Here is a 17,577-nt window from a genome sequence, read left to right on the forward strand (position 1 = left end):
TCCCCCGCCCGGCGGTGGTCCACGGCGAGATCACGCGGGGCCACCGCCTCCCGGCTGCCGGCGGGGCGGCTCGGGCAGGTCCCCGTCGTCGGTGCCTCCCTGCCGGGCCGTCGCCACCGGTCCGGCTTCGGGCTCGTCGGGACCGTCGTCGTATTCGCGCCCGGCGGCCGCGGAAGCCGGGCTCACCGCCGTCACCAGGGCGGCAGACAGGGCCACCAGTGCCAGTACCTGCGCGAAGCCGCTGAACGCGCCTTGCCCGACGGCGACCGGCTCCCCGGCTCCGACGGCCGCGACTATGCCGGCTCCGGCCATCGTCGCCGCCGCGGTCGGCACCAGAACGGCCGGCCGGAACCGCGCCGTCACGGCGAGTACGGGCACCACCAGGGCCAGCGGACCCGCCGCCACCGCGACGACCGCGGTCAGCGCCAGCGTCCCGAGCACCATCCCCGGGGCCGCCGGCTCGGGCAGCTGCTCGTCGGTTCCGCCGACGTTGCGCCTGCGGCCCACGAAGGCGAGGGCGCCGAGCGCGACGAGCGCGAGCGCACCGCCGATCAAGGCTGCCCGGTACGGCCCGGAGGGCTCGAACTCCAGGTTCACCGTGCCGGACGCCCCCGCCGGGATCAGCCAGGCCTGCTGCCAGCCGTCGAGACGCACCGACTCCAGCTCCGTGCCGTCCAAAGTGGCCTTCCAGCCGTCGTTGGCGTTCTCGTAGGTCTGCAGGTACGTGGCCTCGCCGGAGCCGGCCGACACCGAGACGGTCCGGCTGTCGTCGGTCCACTTGGTGACGGTGGCCTCGCGACCCGCTGCTCCCGCCATCTCCTGCGGAGTACCCCGGGTCAGCGTGACGTCGGTAATCGCCAGCGGGCCCGCGTCACCCGCCTCCACCTCGTGATCGCCGGGCGGAAGTTCCAGGGTGCCGTCCTTCTCCTCACCTGCGCAGAGTGCGACGGTGACGGGAAGCCGCTCGGTGAGGTCCCGGACGAATCCGGAGGCTTCCGTCTTGTGCAGGACACCGCCCACAGCAAGGTCCGGGCCCTCACCGCACGGCAGCGAGAAGCGCGCGGACGGCTTCGGACGCGGCACCCGCAGATCGGCCAGTGCGGGAACATGCACCTCACTCAGCCCGACCGGCAGCTGCAACTGCGCGTCCGCCACCGGATTGTGGACGGTGAGCGGGGCGACCCTGCTGATGACGATGTCAAGCCGGTTCGTCTCGATCTCCGGGAAGCGGACCCGCCCGTTCTCGTCCACGTCAGCCGTCGCGGCGCCGTGCGGGGAGCTGATCATCACCTGCTCCGGTCGGGTGGACACCCCACCCGCCGGAGCGAGGATGATCTCGTCGATCTTCTCCTTCTTGGGCCAGCTCAGGTGGACGACCGGCCGGTCGCCCGCGATCCAGGCGGTCGTCAGATCGCCGTCGACCAGGTTGCGGGCGCTGAGTGACATGCCGTTGCGGCTGGTGGAGTCCACGGAGGCCGTCACCCGGTTCTTCGATCCGGGAGCCGAACGGTCGAGCAGTTCGTCCAACGGCCCGCCGGGGACGGCGACGGCTCGCGCCGACACCTTGTACTCGCCCGTTTCCCGGGTGCTGAACCGCCGGTGCAGTCCCACCTCGGCCGATACCGGCGACAAGCCGCCCGCGTCGGTGCCGCGGTGCAGGGAGTACACGCTCGCCGCCGCGTCGGTGCGCTCCGCGTCTGCAGGCAGCACCAGCATGCGCGTCACCTGCACATCCGGGATCGACACCTCGGAGAAGCCGGCCCCGGACAGGCCCGGCCGCGCCTGTTGCGCGGCAACGATGCCGATCTTCATCCAGGAGGCCTCGCCGGAGGGCGCCCTTACGGTCTGCGGCAGGCCGTTCGTCCGCAGCGGGCTTTCGGCCGAACCGCGGTCGGTCTCGATCCGCACCCGCGTGGGCGCCGCGCGCATGCCGTCGCCCGGCAGGGGCGTCAGCTGGATGGAGGCAGGGATGTCGGTCGGCCGGGAGAAGTCCACTCTGAGCCACTGTCCGACCGGCTTGCCCGGGCTGCCCTCGGCCCAAGCGGTGTCCGGGTTGCCGTCGAAGGCGTTCGCCGGGTCGTACTGCGGCAGGTGGAACAGCCAGTTGCCACTGCTGGAAGCCGTCACGGACTCAGCGCCACGCAGCACCGCCGTCGTCTGATGATCGGTGCCCTCCGACGGCAGGATCTGTTTGGGCTTCTCGCCCGGGTTCTGCAGGCTGCCGGAGTGATTGCGCTCGTCCGCGGTGTACGTGTACGAGGTGTTGTTGTTGACCAGGCCGAACCGGGTGTCGGCTCGCCGCAGCCCGTCCGCGACCGCCTTCACCGGTGCGATGACGCCCTTGGGAAGTCTGTCCCCGGCCAGTACGGCCGGCCGGTCGGTCATCGAGGGATCGGCGGACAGCTGGAGCAGCGCCTCGGGTCCGCCACTGACCACGGCCGTGTCGGCCACGGCCGACACACCGACCCTGTCGGGCCGCGTGTCGCGGTCCTGCGGCTGATAGATCTCCACGGCCCGGAGCCGCGGATAGAGCCCCTGGACCTGTAGCGGGGTGTCGGGGGCGATGCGCCCGCCGGTCACCAGCGGGCCGAACGCGGCGACCTTGCGGTAGCCGGACGACTCCAGGGTCCGCTTCACCGTCTGCGGCGGGACATATCCGATCTGGTCGGGGTCGAGGTCGTTACGGACGACCACCTCGTGCATGCCGGCCCGGGCCAGGTACGCCTGAAGGCCCGGAACCTCGGTGCCGGACAGCAGGGCCTGCTCGACGGCGTCCGTCACACGACGTGAGCCGGGCGTACCGAAGGGGACGAAGTCACGCTGCGCCCAGGGTGTTTCGGCCAGCACGTCGAACGGCTGGTCGATGGGGGAACCCCAGGTGTAGATGCCGTGCGCCGTCGCCGGTACGACCAGTGCCCGGCTCTTCGGGGCGTTGTCCTTGAGCCAGCCGGCGGCCTTCTCCCAGTGGGTGGGCAGTTTGGTGAACGCCCCGGGCTGCAGGATCGAGCCGTTGACGTACGGCAGCGCCAGACCGGGCAGTACCAGCACCGCCACGGCCGCAGGCGCCCAGCGGCGACCGGGAAGTGCGCGAGGACTCCTGCTCACGGACAGAACGGCCGTCAGGTGGGCCAGTCCGAGAGCGAGCGCGAGGGCCAGTCCCGGCTGGAACTTGTAGATGTTACGGAACGGCTTCAGCGCCCCGTCCAACCAGTCCTGGACGACACCGTGGAACGGACCGCCGAAGGCGCCGCCGTACCCGGCGAGCGCGATCAGGACGACGGCCAGGACGGTCAGCAGCAGCCAGCGGCGCTCCGGCAGGTCCCGGCGGGCGAGGCCTGCCAGCCCCAGCGCCGCGGCGAACGCCGAACCGAGGATGGTGATGACGGAGGTCGCGACGGCCCAGCCGGCCGGCAGCCATGCCTCACCGAAGTTCAGATAGGCCACCCAGTTGCCGGCGCCGCGCAGCAGCTCGGTCGCGGACATGGTGGCCGTGGTGGTGTCGGCCTGCTCGACATACGGCATGAAGTTCTCGCCGTAGATGCCGAGCAGGAGCAGCGGCACCACCCACCACACGGTGGCCAGCGCGACGCCCGGTATCCACCAGCCCAGCAGCGCGCGCCGGCGCCGGCCGGGCGGGCGGCTGAGCAGGAACAGACCCACGGGCAGCAGCGCGGCCAGCGTCGAGGCGGCGTTCACCCCACCCATGAACGGGATCAGCAGGGCCGAACGTGCCGCAGCCATCCGCGGGCTCAGCGCCGCGGAGGTCAACGGCAGCAGCACCCAGGGCAGCAGGGCACCGGGGAGCGCGGCGGCGGAGGTCGATCCGATGACGATCGTGAAGGTGGGCCACAGCGCGTACACCACCGCCCCGAGCAGCCGGGTCGCGGGTGTACCCACGCGCAGCCGTTCGGCGAGCCTGAGCGCGCCCCAGAAGGCGACGGTCACGATGATCGACAGCCAGAGCCGCTCGGCCAGCCATACCGGCACCTGCAGGAAGTCCATGAACAGGTAGTAAGGGAGCGCCGGGAAGGCGTAGCCGATGTACTGGTTGGCTATACCGCCAAGGCCCACGTTGCCGTTCCACAGCGAACCGAGGTCGCCGAGGAAGCGCTGGGGATCGAGCGCGACGCCGAGTTTGGTCTCGAACGTCATCTTCCCCGGGGACACCGCGAGGAAGGACACCAGCACGACGGCCCAGAAGCCGAACAGCAGGCGTCGTCCGCGCGGGGCCTCGGACGCCCCGGACGGCGTCGGGCCGGGCTGCGGCGCCCGGGTGGGCGCCTGGACCGTAGTGGTCATGACCGTTCCTCGCTTCGCTTGCTCATGGGCTTCGCCTGAGAATCAGCAGCAGATTCCAGGTGGCGATCTCGCGGAGCCCCGGCACCCGGGTGATCATGCTCGCGAGGAACGGCCAGTAACGGGACCGCGCCGTGACGACCCGCACGTCGTCGCGGCCACGGACGTGCCGCAGGGTGGGACCGATGTGGACGGGGAACAGGTTCTCGCCGACGGTGTGCTTGGCCTCGCGGCCGGTGCGCCGTTCGTAGCGTGCGCGGGCCCGGTCGGCCCCGAGGTAGTGCCACGGCGCGCTCTCGTGACCTCCCCAGGGAGAGAGCCAGTTGGTGAACGACAGGTAGATCAGTCCGCCGGGGCGGGTGACCCGCACCATCTCGCTGATGAATGTCTGCGGGTCCGACACGTGCTCCAGCACATTGGACGAGAAGCACACGTCAGCCGCACCGTCGGCGAGCGGCAGCAGATAGCCGTCGGCGAGCACCGCGTCCTCGGTGACCGTGCCACGGGCGCTCAGCTCCCGCGGGTCGGGCTCGAAGAGGTAGCTCTGCGCGCCACGGCGGCGGAACTCCTCGGTGAAGTGGCCGCTGCCGCCGCCGATGTCGACGACGATCTTGCCGGGCAGGTCGATGTGACGTGCCACTTGTGCGACCGAGTCACGGGCCAGCAGGGTGTAGCACCGCTCGGGATCGCTCTGTTCGCGCATGAACGCCCGGAAGAGAGCGGCCGATCGCTTCAGCGACGGATCCTTGAAGGCGCGTTCGGTGATCTCAGGCATGGCCCCTCATCTGCCGCGTCTCGGGGCGCCGGCGAGCGCCGCGGCCTCGGCGGCGACCGCCTGGAACTGACGGACCGTCACGCTCCAGCGGAAGCGCTGGGCGCGATGCGCGGCGGCACGCCCCATGACTGCGCGCCGGTCGGCACTGAGGGACAGGGCGCACCACGCGGCGGCGAACGAACTCTCGCCCCGGGCCAGCACCCCGGTCTCTCCGTCCTCGACGGAGTCGCACAGGCCAGGTATGTCGAAACCGATCGCCGGGGTGGCCCGCGCGGCTGCCTCGGTCACGACCAGCCCCCAACCCTCGACGAGGGAGGGGTGCAACAGCAGCCACGCCTCGCACATCAGCCGGTGCTTCTCGGCCTCCGACACCCGGCCGGCGAACGTCACAGCGGGGCCGGCCATGGCTTCCAGCCGCTCCCGTTCGGGGCCGTCGCCCACGATGACGAGACGGCCGCCGGTGACGGGGCGGACCCGCTCCCACAGCCGTAGGAGCAGGTCGATTCGCTTGTACTCCACCAGCCGACCGACGGCCAGGAACAGCGGTTCCTTCGCCTCGGGCAGCAGCGGGCCGGGGTCCTCGACACCGTTGTTGACGATCCGGATGCGGTCCGCGGCCACGCCGATGCCGCGCAGCTCGGAGGCAGTCGACTCGGAGACGGCCACCATCAGGTTGTCGCGGTGGGTGCCTGCCAGCGCCCAGTGCTCCAGCCTGCGGCCGAGCCGGGCCGCCGGGCCCGGGTAACGCATCTGCCAAAGATCAGTGTGCACATGGTTGACCAGGCACAACGTTGGTCCGCGATGCCACAGCGGCGCCAGGTACGGCATGCCGTTGCACACTTCGACCAGCAGGTCGCAGTCGCCGACCTCGCGGGCGAAGGTCGCCTTGGCGCGCAGGAAGTGACCTGCGTCACTTCCTGCCGAGACCACCCGGTAGTGGCGTTCGGCGGCCGGGCCGCCGCACACGAGCGTGACCTCGTGGCCGCCGGCGGTCAGACCGTCGGCTATCCGGTCGATGAGCAGTTCCGAGCCGCCGGCGGCCTGGTTGCCCAGGTCACGACGGGCGAGGAAGGTGATCCGGCGCGGCAGATGTGCCAGGGCGGATGCGATGTGCGGGTCAGTGGCGGGCGAGTCGGTGACTCGGCTGCCGGTGCAGGCTTGGGCGGGGACGGAAACGGAGTCCTTCTGACTGGGGGTCAGAGCGGAGGCGCGCTGGGGCATAGAGGTGCTCCAACTCGGCGGCTGCGGGGGCAGGCGGGTGAGGGATTGCCGGGCTTCCGGGGATGAAGCGCTGGGCTGGCTCGGTGTGCGGATACTGCGGGTACTGCGGTACCGGACCTGGATGTGCGGTTGATCTGTCAGCGCCGGGGCGGCTGCGGACTCCTGGGATGGGAGCCGACTCAAACCGGGAACACTGGGCTTACTCAGGGGTAACGTCAGTGTTCGTTCAAGCGACTCGTTCCGGCTACGCTCATCGGTGACAAGTTCGGGCTATTCGACAACCCGTTTTCATCACTCTTCTGAGTGTTCCGGCTGTCGACGGCCGCGGATCACCAGCACAGCGCCGGCGGCGGCGGCGAGCAGACCGCCCGCGATCCCGCCCCAGAGCGGCGCGGTCTCGCCGAGCAGCTTCAGCCGACTGCTGTCTTCGGAGGCAAGCTTCACCTGCTCGCGCCGGGTCGCCTCGGTGAACTCCAGCCGCTTGCTGGACAGCAGGGTGACCGAATCCTTCTGCGAACCCGGGGCCCGCAGCGTCTTCGTCGGCGCGATCATCGCATTCATGATCCGACCCGTGCGCCGGTCCACAGTCAGCTCGATCCCCGCGTTGGAGTACCACTCCTCGGCCAGCACCTGGCCCGGCCCCGAACTGCCCACCAGTGCGCCGGGCACCTGACGGGTGCCGATCGCGGTGGCCTCGACGGTGCCGACGAAGCGGTAGCCCTCATGCCCGTCGATCCTGGTGGTCCCCTCGAACTTCAGCGGCACTGTGGCACCCAGGGTGCTGTCCCACCAGGCGTAGGTGCGCTTCTCGACGTCGAACGGGAACTTCAGGTAGGCCTCGCCCTCGAACTCGGGCTTCTCCTCGCAGCAGCGCACCGGCAGGTTCGTCCGGCGGTCGGTCACCCAGCGTTCGGTGGTCCACTGCAGGGATTTCCGCGGGTCGGCCAGCGGCAGCGTCTTCGGCGTGTCGATCTGTGTCGACACGTCCCAGATCGCGTTTCCGCTGCGCTCGCCGCCGGCTACGTCACCCAGCACCCGGCGAGTGATCGTTATCGTCTGGTCGCCCACCGTGGAGACGGACTCGGTGTCGAAGTAGCTGCCCTGCCCGGTGAAGACCGTCGTGGAGTTCACATCGGTCGGTGTGCGCTTTGCACGCGGCTCCACGTACCAGACGAGCAGCTGGGTGAGCACCAGCAGAAATACTCCGGCACCCAGCAGAATCAGGGACAAAAGTGATGTTGAACGGCGCATGCGGGTACTCCGATACGGGCGCGATATGCGGGGGTGGTTCATGGGCTGTGCGGGAAGGGTTCGCACGCACGGATTTCAGCGTCCGGGGCGAGGAGTGGCTTACCCGGGAGTAACAGTGCCTGTGAACGGCGAAATTAGGCGGAGCTTGACCACCTGTCAATGCGCTCGCATACTGACCGCGCCGGACCGGGCCGGCGCGCTGGGTGACAGACCTCATCGACTGAGAGGCCGATCATCCTCATGCCCAGACTGCTCGCCGCCTTCCTGACCTGCGTCGCCTCCGCCGTTCTGGCCGCAGGCGCCGCATTCGGAATCGTCGCCGCTCTCGACACAACCCCCGAGCAGCAGAATGTGCCGCTCGTCACGTTCCCCGACCCACCCGCCGACGGGACGCCCAGCACGCCGGGCCCCGGCGCGGGCTAGGTTGGAAAGTGCAGGCCAACAGACCGAGCGGCCGGACGGACATCCAGGAGCGGGCTGTGGGAGCGTCGTCAGCGTGGCACGACGTGCCACGAGAGCGGATTCAGCGGTTCGCCGACCGCGCCCTGGAGCAGGTCCCCGAGCTGGCAGAGGACATCCTCGCCGCGATCCGACGGGAATATCCGGGTCTGACGTTCATCCCTGACGAGTCCGGAGAGCCGAAGGCCCTGGTGGCGATCCGGCACGCGCTGGAACTCTTCGTGGAGCAGATGACCACGGGGTCGGACCGGCCTCGCGCCCTTCCCGAGATGTTCCAGGACTTCGGGCGCGGCGAGGTCACGCACGGGCGCAGCCTGGACTCCTTGCAGGGGATCTACCGGCTGGGCGTGCGCCTTTCCTGGCGGCGCATGGCGGAGATCGGCCAGCAGGTCGACATCCCGCCCTCGGCCATGTACGAACTCGCCGAGTCCGCCTTCGAGTACCTCGACGTCATGGTGGCCCAGTCGGTACGCGGCTACGCCGAGGCCGTCGCCCGCCACGCCGGGGAGCGGCTGCGCCTGCAACGACTTCTCGTCGATCTACTGCTCACCGAGCACCGCACGGATCCGTCCGTCTTCCTCGCCGACCGCGCGGCCGACGCGGGCTGGCAACTTCCCGAAAAGGTGGCGGTGGCCGTGCTGCTTCGCCCTGCCCTGGAGGCTGTCGCCCCTGCCGTGGGCGACGAGGTGTTGCTCGACATGGAGGGCGAGCAGCCGCGCCTGGTCGTGCCGGACCTGGACGCTCCCGGACGCGCGGAGTTGCTGCACCGGGCGGTGGCCGGTTGGTCCGGCGCGATCGGCCCGTCGGTTCCCCTTGCGGAGGCCGTCACGTCGCTGCGCTGGGCGGAGGCCGCCGTCGGGATGATCGAGCAGGGCCTGCTGCCGCGAGGGCGGCTCCTGCACTGCGGCGAGCACGTCGAAGCCCTGGTACTGCTGCCGGCAGGGGAGTTGATCGACGATCTGGCGCGGCGGCGGCTGGCGCAGCTGGACCGGTCCGTCGGCCCGGCGCACGCCCACCGTCTCGCCGAGACCCTGCTGGCCTGGCTGGAGACGCGGGGTGGCGCCCCGGAGGTGGCCGCCCGGCTCGGAGTCCATCCGCAGACCGTGCGCTACCGGCTGAAACAGCTCCGTGAGTTGTGGGGCGAGGACCTGGACGACCCGGACCGCCGCTTCGAACTGGAGCTGGTGCTTCGCACCCGGCGGCTGCGCGGAGATCTCGCCCCACCGTCCGGCTGACCCTGTGGCGACGCTGACGGCACGCCCGACGCCCCGCGCCTGGCAGCGTCGGGGCGCCGCAGCGTGAGGCGAAAGGACGGCCGGCCCCAGGGGATCTCGGTCAGCTCAGGAAACTCAGCCGGACCTGGCGTTCCGGGTTGTCCTTGTTGGTGTCGACCAGGCATACCGACTGCCAGGTGCCGAGCGCCAGCCGCCCGCCGACGACGGGGAGCGTCGCGTGGGGCGGGACGAGGGCGGGCAGGACGTGGTCGCGGCCGTGGCCGGGGCTGCCGTGGCGGTGCTGCCACCGGTCGTCGGCGGGGAGGAGTGTGTGCAGGGCGGCCAGCAGGTCGGCGTCGCTGCCGGATCCGGTCTCGAGGAGGGCCACGCCGGTCGTGGCGTGCGGGGCGAAGACGTTCAGCAGGCCGTCCCGGCCCGCCGCCACCTCGCCCAGGAAGGAGGCGCACGCCTCGGTCAGGTCGTGGACGACTTCGCGGTTCCCGGTGGTGATGTGCAGCGTACGGGTGGTGAATGCGTCGCTCATGCCTCCATGGTGCCCGCTGGGCGGCCCGGGAAGATCCACCGCACCCGCGGAGTTGGTAGAACCGTGAACGAATTCGAGGTGCGGCGTGTACGGGACGTGGACGTGGTCGTCGTGGGTGCCGGCCAGGCGGGGCTGTCCGCCGCGTACCACCTGCGGCGCGTCGGTTACGAGCCGGGCCGGGACTTCGTCGTCCTGGACCACGCGCCGCGGCCGGGCGGCGCGTGGCAGTTCCGGTGGCCCTCACTTACGTACGGCAAGGTGCACGGCATGCACGCGCTGCCCGGCATGGAGCTGACCGGGGCCGACCCGGGCCGTCCGTCGGCCGAGGTGATCGGCGCGTACTTCGCCCGGTACGAGGAGGGGTTCGCGCTGCGGGTGCGCCGGCCGGTCCGCGTCACGGCGGTGCGGGACGGCGAGGGCGGCCGGCTGTGCGTGGAGACGTCGGAGGGCGGGTACGCGGCGCGGGCGCTGATCAACGCCACGGGGACCTGGGACCGTCCGTTCTGGCCGCGCTATCCGGGGCAGGAGACGTTCCGGGGGCGGCAGCTGCACACGGCTGACTATCCGGGGCCCGAGGCGTTCGCCGGGCTGAGGGTGGTCGTGGTGGGCGGCGGGGCCTCCGGAACGCAGCACCTGATGGAGATCGCCGAAGTGGCGGCGGAGACCACGTGGGTGACACGGCGCGAGCCGGTGTACCGCGAGGGGCCGTTCGGAGAGGCCGAGGGGCGGGCGGCGGTCGCCCTGGTGGAGGAACGCGTACGGCGGGGGCTGCCGCCGCGCAGCGTGGTGAGCGTGACCGGGCTGCCGGTGACCGCCGCGATCCAGGACGCCCGGGAGCGCGGCATCCTGGACCGGCTGCCGATGTTCGACCGGATCACGCCGACCGGTGTCGCCTGGGACCGGGGAGCCGGCCCTGCCGGGCGAGGCCGAGACCTTGAGGGAGGACGGACCGTGGAGGCGGACGTGATCCTCTGGGCGACCGGGTTCCGGGCGGCCGTCGACCATCTGGCGCCGCTGAGGCTGCGCGAGCCGGGCGGTGGGATCGCGCTGGACGGTACCCGCGCCGTGCGGGACGAGCGCGTTCACCTCGTCGGCTACGGCCCGTCGGCTTCGACCATCGGGGCGAACCGGGCCGGGCGGGCTGCCGTGCGGGACATCAGACGTCTGCTGGAGCATGAGTCGGAGCCTGCCGTCGTCTGAGGCCGTGGTCGTCCCGGGCCGCGGTCGTCCGAGGCCATGGCCGTCGCCGTGTCAGGGGGTCGCGCTTCTGCGGTTCTCGTTGAACTCGTCGACGTTCATGAGGTGTTCGTCGTAGTCGGCGGTGAAACGGGTGTCGCCGGGCTCCACGGTCACGAAGTACAGCCAGTCGCCGGGCGGCGGGTCGATCGCCGCGTGCATGGCCTGCTCGCCCGGGTTGTCGATGGGCGTCGGGGGCAGACCCGTACGTGCGTAGGTGTTGTACGGGCTGTCGATCCGGGTGTCGGAGTGCGAGGTGTCGAGCGAGGAGCGGCCGAGCGCGTAGTTGAGGGTCGAGTCCATCTGGAGGGGCATACCGAGGGCGACCCGGTTGTGGACGACCCGGGCGACCTTCCCCATGTCCTGCTCGGTGTCGGCCTCGGCCTGGACGATGCTGGCGATGGTCACCGTCTCGTAGAGGCTGAGGCTGTTGCGCTGGGCGCCCTGGGTGATCCGGTCCTTCCCGAACCGCTCCGTGGCGGTGGTGACCATGTAGCGCAGCAGACTCTTCGGGGTCGTCGTGTCGTCGATGGGGTACGTGGCGGGGAACAGGAACCCCTCGGGGTTGCCCCGGGCGACGGCCGGCAGGTCGAGTCCGGCGGTCGCGGTCGCGGCGCGCGTGGTGCCGGACGGCATACGGAGGGCCTTGTCCACAGCTGCGTACACCTGGTCGGCGCGCCAGCCCTCCGGGATGAGCAGGGTCCTGGTCGGCTTCCGCGGCTTCTCCACGGGGGGCTCCTCGACGAGGAGCAGCGGCACCAGGACGCCGGCCGCGACGAGGGCGAGCACGCCGGTGATCAGGGCCAGCCGGCCGCGGAGGGTCAGTCGTGGCCATCGCCGCCCGCGCAGGGACTTCCTCTGGAACTCGTACCTCATGCGGGCACGCTAACCCGCCAAACGCCGAAAATCTGACATATCCGACTTATCGACACGCATCACAGGAACACGCGAACGCGGGATCGGATGTTCGTCAGAACGTGTGGTCGTAACGGAATCCATTGCTCAACCGGCGTGCGGCGCATGATGCTTACGGTGCGCAAGCAACGGGCTGCAGACCGCGATTGCGCCGTCCCGCACATGCACGAAGCACAAGGAGATTCCACCGCATGAACCTCATCACCGACCTGCTCGCCGGTGTCATCCACTTTGTGGGCTGGCTGGTCTGACGCTCGTTCGACGCGGCGCCGTCGCTCCCCCGTCCCACGGGAGCGGCGGCGCTTCCGTGTCCATGCGGACATCACCCTGCACCAGCGCGGTGTAGCGACCGCCCCGGGCGAGCAGCTCGGCGTGGCTGCCCCGCTCGACTATGCGGCCCGCGTCGAGCACGACGATCTGGTCGGCGTCCCTGATGGTGGAGAGCCGGTGCGCGATGGTGATGGTGGTCCGCCCGGCCGACAGTGCGTCGATGGCCTGTTGAACGGCGAGTTCGGTGCGGGTGTCGAGGGCGCTGGTCGCCTCGTCCAGGATGAGCACGGGCGGGTCGCGCAGGATGGTCCGGGCGATGGCGAGGCGCTGCTTCTCGCCGCCGGAGAACCGATAGCCGCGCTCGCCGACCAGGGTGTCGTACCCGTCGGGCAGTGCGGCGATGTGGTCGTGGATCTGCGCGGCCCTGGCGGCCGCCTCGATCTCGGCGTCGGTGGCATCGGGCCGGGCGAAGCGGAGGTTGTCGGCGACCGACGCGTGGAACAGGTAGGTCTCCTGGGAGACGACACCGACACCCCTGGCGAGGCTGTCGAAGTCGAGGTCGCGTACGTCGACACCGTCGAGGGTGACGCGGCCGCCGGTGACGTCGTACAGCCGGGGCACCAGATAGCTGAGGGTGGACTTGCCGGAGCCGGTGGCGCCGACCACGGCGAGCCTGCTGCCCGCCGGCACGGCGATGTCGATGCCGTCGAGCGTGGGGCCGCTCTTCTCGTCGTCCCTGTCGTAGTGGAAGTCGACGTTCTCGAAGCGGACCTCGCCGCGGATCTCCTCCAGGCGCACCGGCCGCTCGGGCTCGGTGATGTCGACCGGCAGGTCGAGATACTCGAAGATCCGCTGGAAGAGGGCGAGCGAGGTCTGGATCTGCACACCGGTGGAGAGCAGGCTGACGGCGGGGCGGAACAGACCCTGCTGGAGCGAGACGAACGCGACGAGAGTGCCGATGGAGATGGCGGCTCCGCCGGCCTGGAGAGCGAAGCCGGCCGCCCAGTAGAGCAGCGCGGGCATCGCGGCCATGACGATGGAGACGGACGCCATCCGCCACCGCCCGGCCATGGAGGAGCGGACCTCGAGGTCGACGAGGCGCTCGGACTCGGTGGCGAAGGACCGGGTCAGCGAGTCGCTGCGGCCCATGGTGCGGCCCAGGAGGATGCCGCTGACGGAGAGCGACTCGGTGACGGTCGCGGCCATGGCGGCCATCTGCTTCTGCCGCTGCGTGGTGATCGTCTTGCGCTCGCGGCCGACCCGGCGGCTGATCCAGACGAAGACCGGCAGCAGGACGAGCGAGACGAGCGTGAGCCGCCAGTCCAGCGCCAGCATCGCGACGACGGTGGCGACGACGGCGGTGAGGTTGGAGACCAGGGACGTCGCCGTCGAGGTGACCGTGGCCTGCATACCGCCGATGTCGTTGGCGATGCGCGACTGCACCTCGCCGGTGCGCGTCCGGGTGAAGAAGGCGAGCGGCATGCGCTGCAGCTGGGAGTACACCGCGGTGCGCAGGTCATGCATGACGCGCTGCCCGACCGTGGTGGAGATCAGCGTCTGCAGGACACCGAAGACGCTGGTCACCACCGCGGTGAGGATCATGCCGAGGGCGAGCAGGCTGAGCAGCCCGGTGCGGCCCTGCGGGATGGCGGTGTCGAGGATCTCGCGCAGCAGGAACGGCGACGCGACCCCGACCAGCGACGAGGCACCGACGAGCAGACCGACGAAGGCCAGCCGGCCGCGGTAGGGGCGGAAGAGCCGGAGGATGCGCCGGATCTGGGCCGGCGGCTGGTCCGGGTCCGGGGGTGGCGGCGTCCAGGTGGACTCGGCGTGGATACGCATGGGCTCCTTCGGGCCGGTCGATCGCGCGCCCCGCGGCGACGGCGCCGGGCGCGACACTGGATTGCGAGCCTAGCTCATTGTTACCTGTATTCACAATGAGCAAGGTCCTGATACTCTTCGGATTATGAACGCTTCCGACGCCGACGGCCTGCTGGCCGAGCAGCTGCTGCGGCTGACCCGCCGCCTCCACCGCAGCCAGAAGCGGCAGCTGGAGGCCGCGGACATCAGCATCACGCCCGCCCAGTCGCGTCTCCTGCGGACCGTCGCGCACTACGAACGGCCGCCGCGCATGGCCGACCTCGCCGAGCGGCTGGAGGTCGTGCCCCGGGCGGTGACCAGCCTGGTCGACGGGCTGGAGGCGAGCGGCCGGGTGCGCCGCGCCCCCGACCCGGCCAACCGCCGCGTCGTCCGTATCGAGCTCACCGACGAGGGGCGCGCCACGCTGAGGCAGCTGCGGAGCGCACGCAGGGCCGCCGCAGAGGACATCCTTGCTCCACTGGACGCCGAGCAGCGCGAGGTGCTCGGCGGGCTGCTGTCCGCTCTGGTCGACGGGGTGCCGGAGCGGCGCTGCTGAGCCGCCGTGCGCCATGCGTGCACCGTCGAGGGGATGTGACATGCCGCTGCTGGAGCCGAAGCCGGACCCCCTCCGCCCGGGCGACACCGGGCGGTCCCCGTCCCCCGACCGGCTGGCCGACCTGATGGCGCACGGCACGCCCTCGGGGATGCGCGAGGAGCTGACCGCGGTGCTCGGTCCCGACAAGGTGCTGTGGCGTGTCTCCGACCTGGTGCGGTACGCCTCGGACGCCAGCCCGTACCGCTTCGTGCCGCAGGTCGTGCTGGTCGCGGAGGACATCGACGACGTCTCCGCGATCCTGTCGTTCGCGCACGGCAAGGGCCGGGAGCTGGTCTTCCGGGCGGCCGGTACGAGCCTGAACGGGCAGGCGCAGGGCGAGGACATCCTGGTGGACGTGCGGCGCCACTGGGAGGGCGTCGAGGTCCTCGACGGCGGTGCCCGCGTCCGCGTACGGCCCGGCACGACGGTCGCCCGGGTGAACGCCGCGCTCGCCCGGTACGGCCGGGTCCTCGGACCCGACCCCGCGAGCGCCGTGGCCTGCACGGTCGGCGGGGTCGTCGCCAACAACGCGTCCGGTATGACGGCCGGGACCACGCGCAACGCATACCGGACCGTCGCGTCGCTCACCGTCGTCCTGCCGACCGGCACAGTCGTCGACACGGGCGACCCGGACGCCGACGAGGAACTGGCCCGCGCGGAGCCCAAGTTGTGCGAGGCGCTCCTCGGCCTGAAGGCGGAGATCGAGGCGGACCCGGAGCTGAGGGCTCGTATCCGCGCCAAGTACCAGATCAAGAACACCAACGGCTACCGGCTGGACGCCTTCCTCGACGGCGGGACACCCGTGGAGATCCTGCGCGGCCTGATGGTCGGCTCCCAGGGCACCTTCGGCTTCATCGCCGAGGTGGTACTCGACACGCTGCCGCTGGACCGCGCGGTGTCGACGGCGCTGTTGCTCTTCCCGTCGGCGGCGGCGGCCGCCGCCGCCGTTCCCCGGTTCAACGAGGCGGGAGCGCTCGCCGTCGAGCTGATGGACGGCAACACCCTGCGGGCCTCCGTGAGCGTGCCCGGTGTGCCCGCCGACTGGGCGGAGCTGCCCCGGGCGTGCGCGGCGCTGCTCGTCGAGTTCCGCGCGCCGGACGAGGCCGCCCTGGAGGCGCACGAGTGGGCGGCGATGGAGGTCCTCGACTCGCTGCGGCTGATCGCGCCCGTCCCCTCGGTGACCAACACCTTCACCCGCGACCCGGGGACGATCGGCCGGTACTGGCAGGCACGCAAGGCGTTCGTCACCGCCGTGGGCGGCTCCCGCACCCCCGGTACGACGCTGATCACGGAGGACTTCGCGGTGCCGCCCTCACGGCTCGCCGACGCCTGCGCGGCCCTGTTGGAGCTTCAGGCCCGGCACGGCTTCGACGCCGCGGTCGCCGGTCACGCCGCTCATGGCAACCTCCACTTCCTGCTGGCCTTCGACCCCGCCGACCCGGACGACGTGGACCGGTACGCGGCGTTCATGGACGACTTCTGCCGGATGACGGTCGAGCGGTTCGACGGCTCCCTCAAGGCGGAGCACGCGACGGGCCGCAACATCGCCCCGTTCCTGGAGCTGGAGTGGGGTCCGAGGGCCACGGATCTGATGTGGCGTACGAAACAGGCCATCGACCCGGACGGCGTGCTGGCCCCGCGCATCGTGCTGGACCGCGACCCGCGCGCGCATCTGCGCGGCCTTAAGTCCGTCCCGGCGGTGGGGCCGCTCGTCGACGCGTGCATCGAGTGCGGCTTCTGCGAACCGGCCTGCCCCAGCCGGGACCTGACGACCACGCCCCGTCAGCGGATCGTGCTGCGCCGGGAGATGGCCCGGCAGGCCCACGGCTCGAGGGTCGAGGGCGCGCTGGCCGCCGCGTACGGGTACGACGCGGTGGACACGTGCGCGGTCGAGGGGTCCTGCCGGACGGCCTGCCCGGTGGGCATCGACACGGGCGCGCTGATGAAGCGGCTCCGCCATCTGCGGCACTCGCCGCGCGAGGAGCGGGCGGCGGCGCTGGCCGCACGGAGCTTCACAGTGGTGGAGCGGGCGGCCAGGCACGCGGTGGCCGCCGCGGAGCTGGCCGGGCGCATCGCGGGCACCCGGCTGCCGCACGCCGTGACGGGGGCGCTGCGGACCGTGCGCCCCGACCTCGTCCCGGAGTGGCTGCCGGAGATCCCGGGCGCGGCAGCCGCCGAACTGCCCTGTACGGAACGGGCCGGGGCGGCCGCCGTGTACTACCCGGCATGTGTGAACCGGATCTTCGGCGAGCCGCTCGGCCACCGGGGCCCGTCTCTCCCCCGGGCGGTCGTCGACCTGTCGGCGCGCGCGGGGCGGCCGGTGTGGATCCCCGGCGACGTACGGGGCACGTGCTGCGCCACGATCTGGACGTCCAAGGGGTACGAGGAGGGCGCCGCCGTGATGGCTCGGCGGGTCGTCGAGGCCGCCTGGGGGTGGACCGGCGGAGGCCGGCTGCCGCTCGTCGTGGACGCCTCTTCCTGCGCCCTGGGGCTCGGCCGCGAGATCGTGCCGTACCTCGACGGACAGACCAGGGAGCTGCACGGCGAGCTGACCGTGCTCGACTCCCTCGTGTGGGCCGCCGACCACCTCCTCCCCCACCTGGCAACACGACGCACGGTGCGCTCCGCCGTCGTCCACCCGACCTGCTCGATGCGCCATCTGGGCGTCGACGGCCGGCTGGCCGCGCTCGCCGCCGTCTGCGCGGACGAGGTGGTCGTGCCCGAGGACGCGGGCTGCTGCGCCTTCGCGGGGGACCGGGGCATGCTGCACCGCGAGCTGACCGAGTCGGCGACGGCCCGCGAGGCCGCCGAGGTGCGGGCCCGTACCTTCGACGCGCATCTGTCCGCGAACCGCATGTGCGAGATCGGCATGCAGCATGCGACGGGCCGCCGCTACTGCTCGGTGCTGCTGGAGCTGGAGCGCGCCACGCGCGCGTAATCG

The 17,577-nt window shown here is 71.4% G+C and carries 12 protein-coding genes; 5 read left to right on the plus strand and 7 right to left on the minus strand.

All coding sequences use genetic code 11. The features are described 5' to 3' along the window. Window positions 1-30: 30 nt before the first annotated feature. The 4 genes from FVS66_RS22085 to FVS66_RS22100 form a co-directional block, all read right to left on the minus strand. Entirely contained in the window at window positions 31-4,299 is a 4,269-nt protein-coding gene (locus FVS66_RS22085; protein WP_149182913.1) for an alpha-(1->3)-arabinofuranosyltransferase family protein, read from the minus strand. Window positions 4,300-4,321: 22 nt separating this feature from the next. Then, entirely contained in the window at window positions 4,322-5,071 is a 750-nt protein-coding gene (locus FVS66_RS22090; protein WP_149182914.1) for a class I SAM-dependent methyltransferase, read from the minus strand. Between the two features lie 6 nt (window positions 5,072-5,077). Then, complete coding sequence (locus tag FVS66_RS22095) at window positions 5,078-6,292, minus strand: glycosyltransferase family 4 protein (RefSeq protein ID WP_149182915.1); 1,215 nt, start codon at window positions 6,290-6,292, stop codon at window positions 5,078-5,080. 291 nt (window positions 6,293-6,583) lie between these two features. After that, complete coding sequence (locus FVS66_RS22100) at window positions 6,584-7,543, minus strand: DUF3068 domain-containing protein (protein WP_149183018.1); 960 nt, start codon at window positions 7,541-7,543, stop codon at window positions 6,584-6,586. 240 nt (window positions 7,544-7,783) lie between these two features. On the opposite strand from FVS66_RS22100, the gene FVS66_RS22105 reads away from it, so the two are divergent. Together FVS66_RS22105 and FVS66_RS22110 are read left to right on the plus strand one after the other, a co-directional pair. After that, entirely contained in the window at window positions 7,784-7,966 is a 183-nt protein-coding gene (locus FVS66_RS22105) for a hypothetical protein (protein WP_149182916.1), read from the plus strand. 56 nt (window positions 7,967-8,022) lie between these two features. Further along, on the plus strand, window positions 8,023-9,237 hold the full coding sequence (locus FVS66_RS22110; RefSeq protein ID WP_262387134.1) for a PucR family transcriptional regulator: 1,215 nt from the start codon (window positions 8,023-8,025) through the stop codon (window positions 9,235-9,237). Between the two features lie 100 nt (window positions 9,238-9,337). Here the strand turns inward: FVS66_RS22110 and FVS66_RS22115 are convergent, their stop codons facing one another. Then, complete coding sequence (locus FVS66_RS22115) at window positions 9,338-9,760, minus strand: YjbQ family protein (RefSeq protein WP_149182917.1); 423 nt, start codon at window positions 9,758-9,760, stop codon at window positions 9,338-9,340. A gap of 63 nt (window positions 9,761-9,823) precedes the next feature. Between FVS66_RS22115 and FVS66_RS22120 the strand changes: the two genes are divergently transcribed. Further along, window positions 9,824-10,960: an NAD(P)/FAD-dependent oxidoreductase gene (locus FVS66_RS22120; protein WP_262387135.1), complete on the plus strand. Its 1,137-nt coding sequence runs from the start codon at window positions 9,824-9,826 to the stop codon at window positions 10,958-10,960. A gap of 51 nt (window positions 10,961-11,011) precedes the next feature. Here FVS66_RS22120 and mltG read toward each other — a convergent pair whose 3' ends face one another. Both mltG and FVS66_RS22130 read right to left on the minus strand, forming a co-directional pair. Beyond that, window positions 11,012-11,872 (minus strand): endolytic transglycosylase MltG, encoded by an 861-nt coding sequence (mltG, locus tag FVS66_RS22125; RefSeq protein ID WP_149182919.1) that lies wholly within the window; start codon window positions 11,870-11,872, stop codon window positions 11,012-11,014. A gap of 261 nt (window positions 11,873-12,133) precedes the next feature. After that, a complete protein-coding gene (locus FVS66_RS22130; RefSeq protein ID WP_149182920.1) occupies window positions 12,134-14,023 on the minus strand; it encodes an ABC transporter ATP-binding protein in 1,890 nt (629 codons plus the stop codon). A gap of 124 nt (window positions 14,024-14,147) precedes the next feature. Between FVS66_RS22130 and FVS66_RS22135 the strand changes: the two genes are divergently transcribed. Together FVS66_RS22135 and FVS66_RS22140 are read left to right on the plus strand one after the other, a co-directional pair. Then, a complete protein-coding gene (locus tag FVS66_RS22135; protein ID WP_149182921.1) occupies window positions 14,148-14,597 on the plus strand; it encodes a MarR family transcriptional regulator in 450 nt (149 codons plus the stop codon). 40 nt (window positions 14,598-14,637) lie between these two features. Then, window positions 14,638-17,574: an FAD-binding and (Fe-S)-binding domain-containing protein gene (locus tag FVS66_RS22140; protein ID WP_149182922.1), complete on the plus strand. Its 2,937-nt coding sequence runs from the start codon at window positions 14,638-14,640 to the stop codon at window positions 17,572-17,574. Window positions 17,575-17,577: the final 3 nt, after the last annotated feature.

The sequence above is a fragment of the Streptomyces sp. TRM49041 genome (assembly GCF_008271805.1).
Lineage (GTDB): Bacteria > Actinomycetota > Actinomycetes > Streptomycetales > Streptomycetaceae > Streptomyces.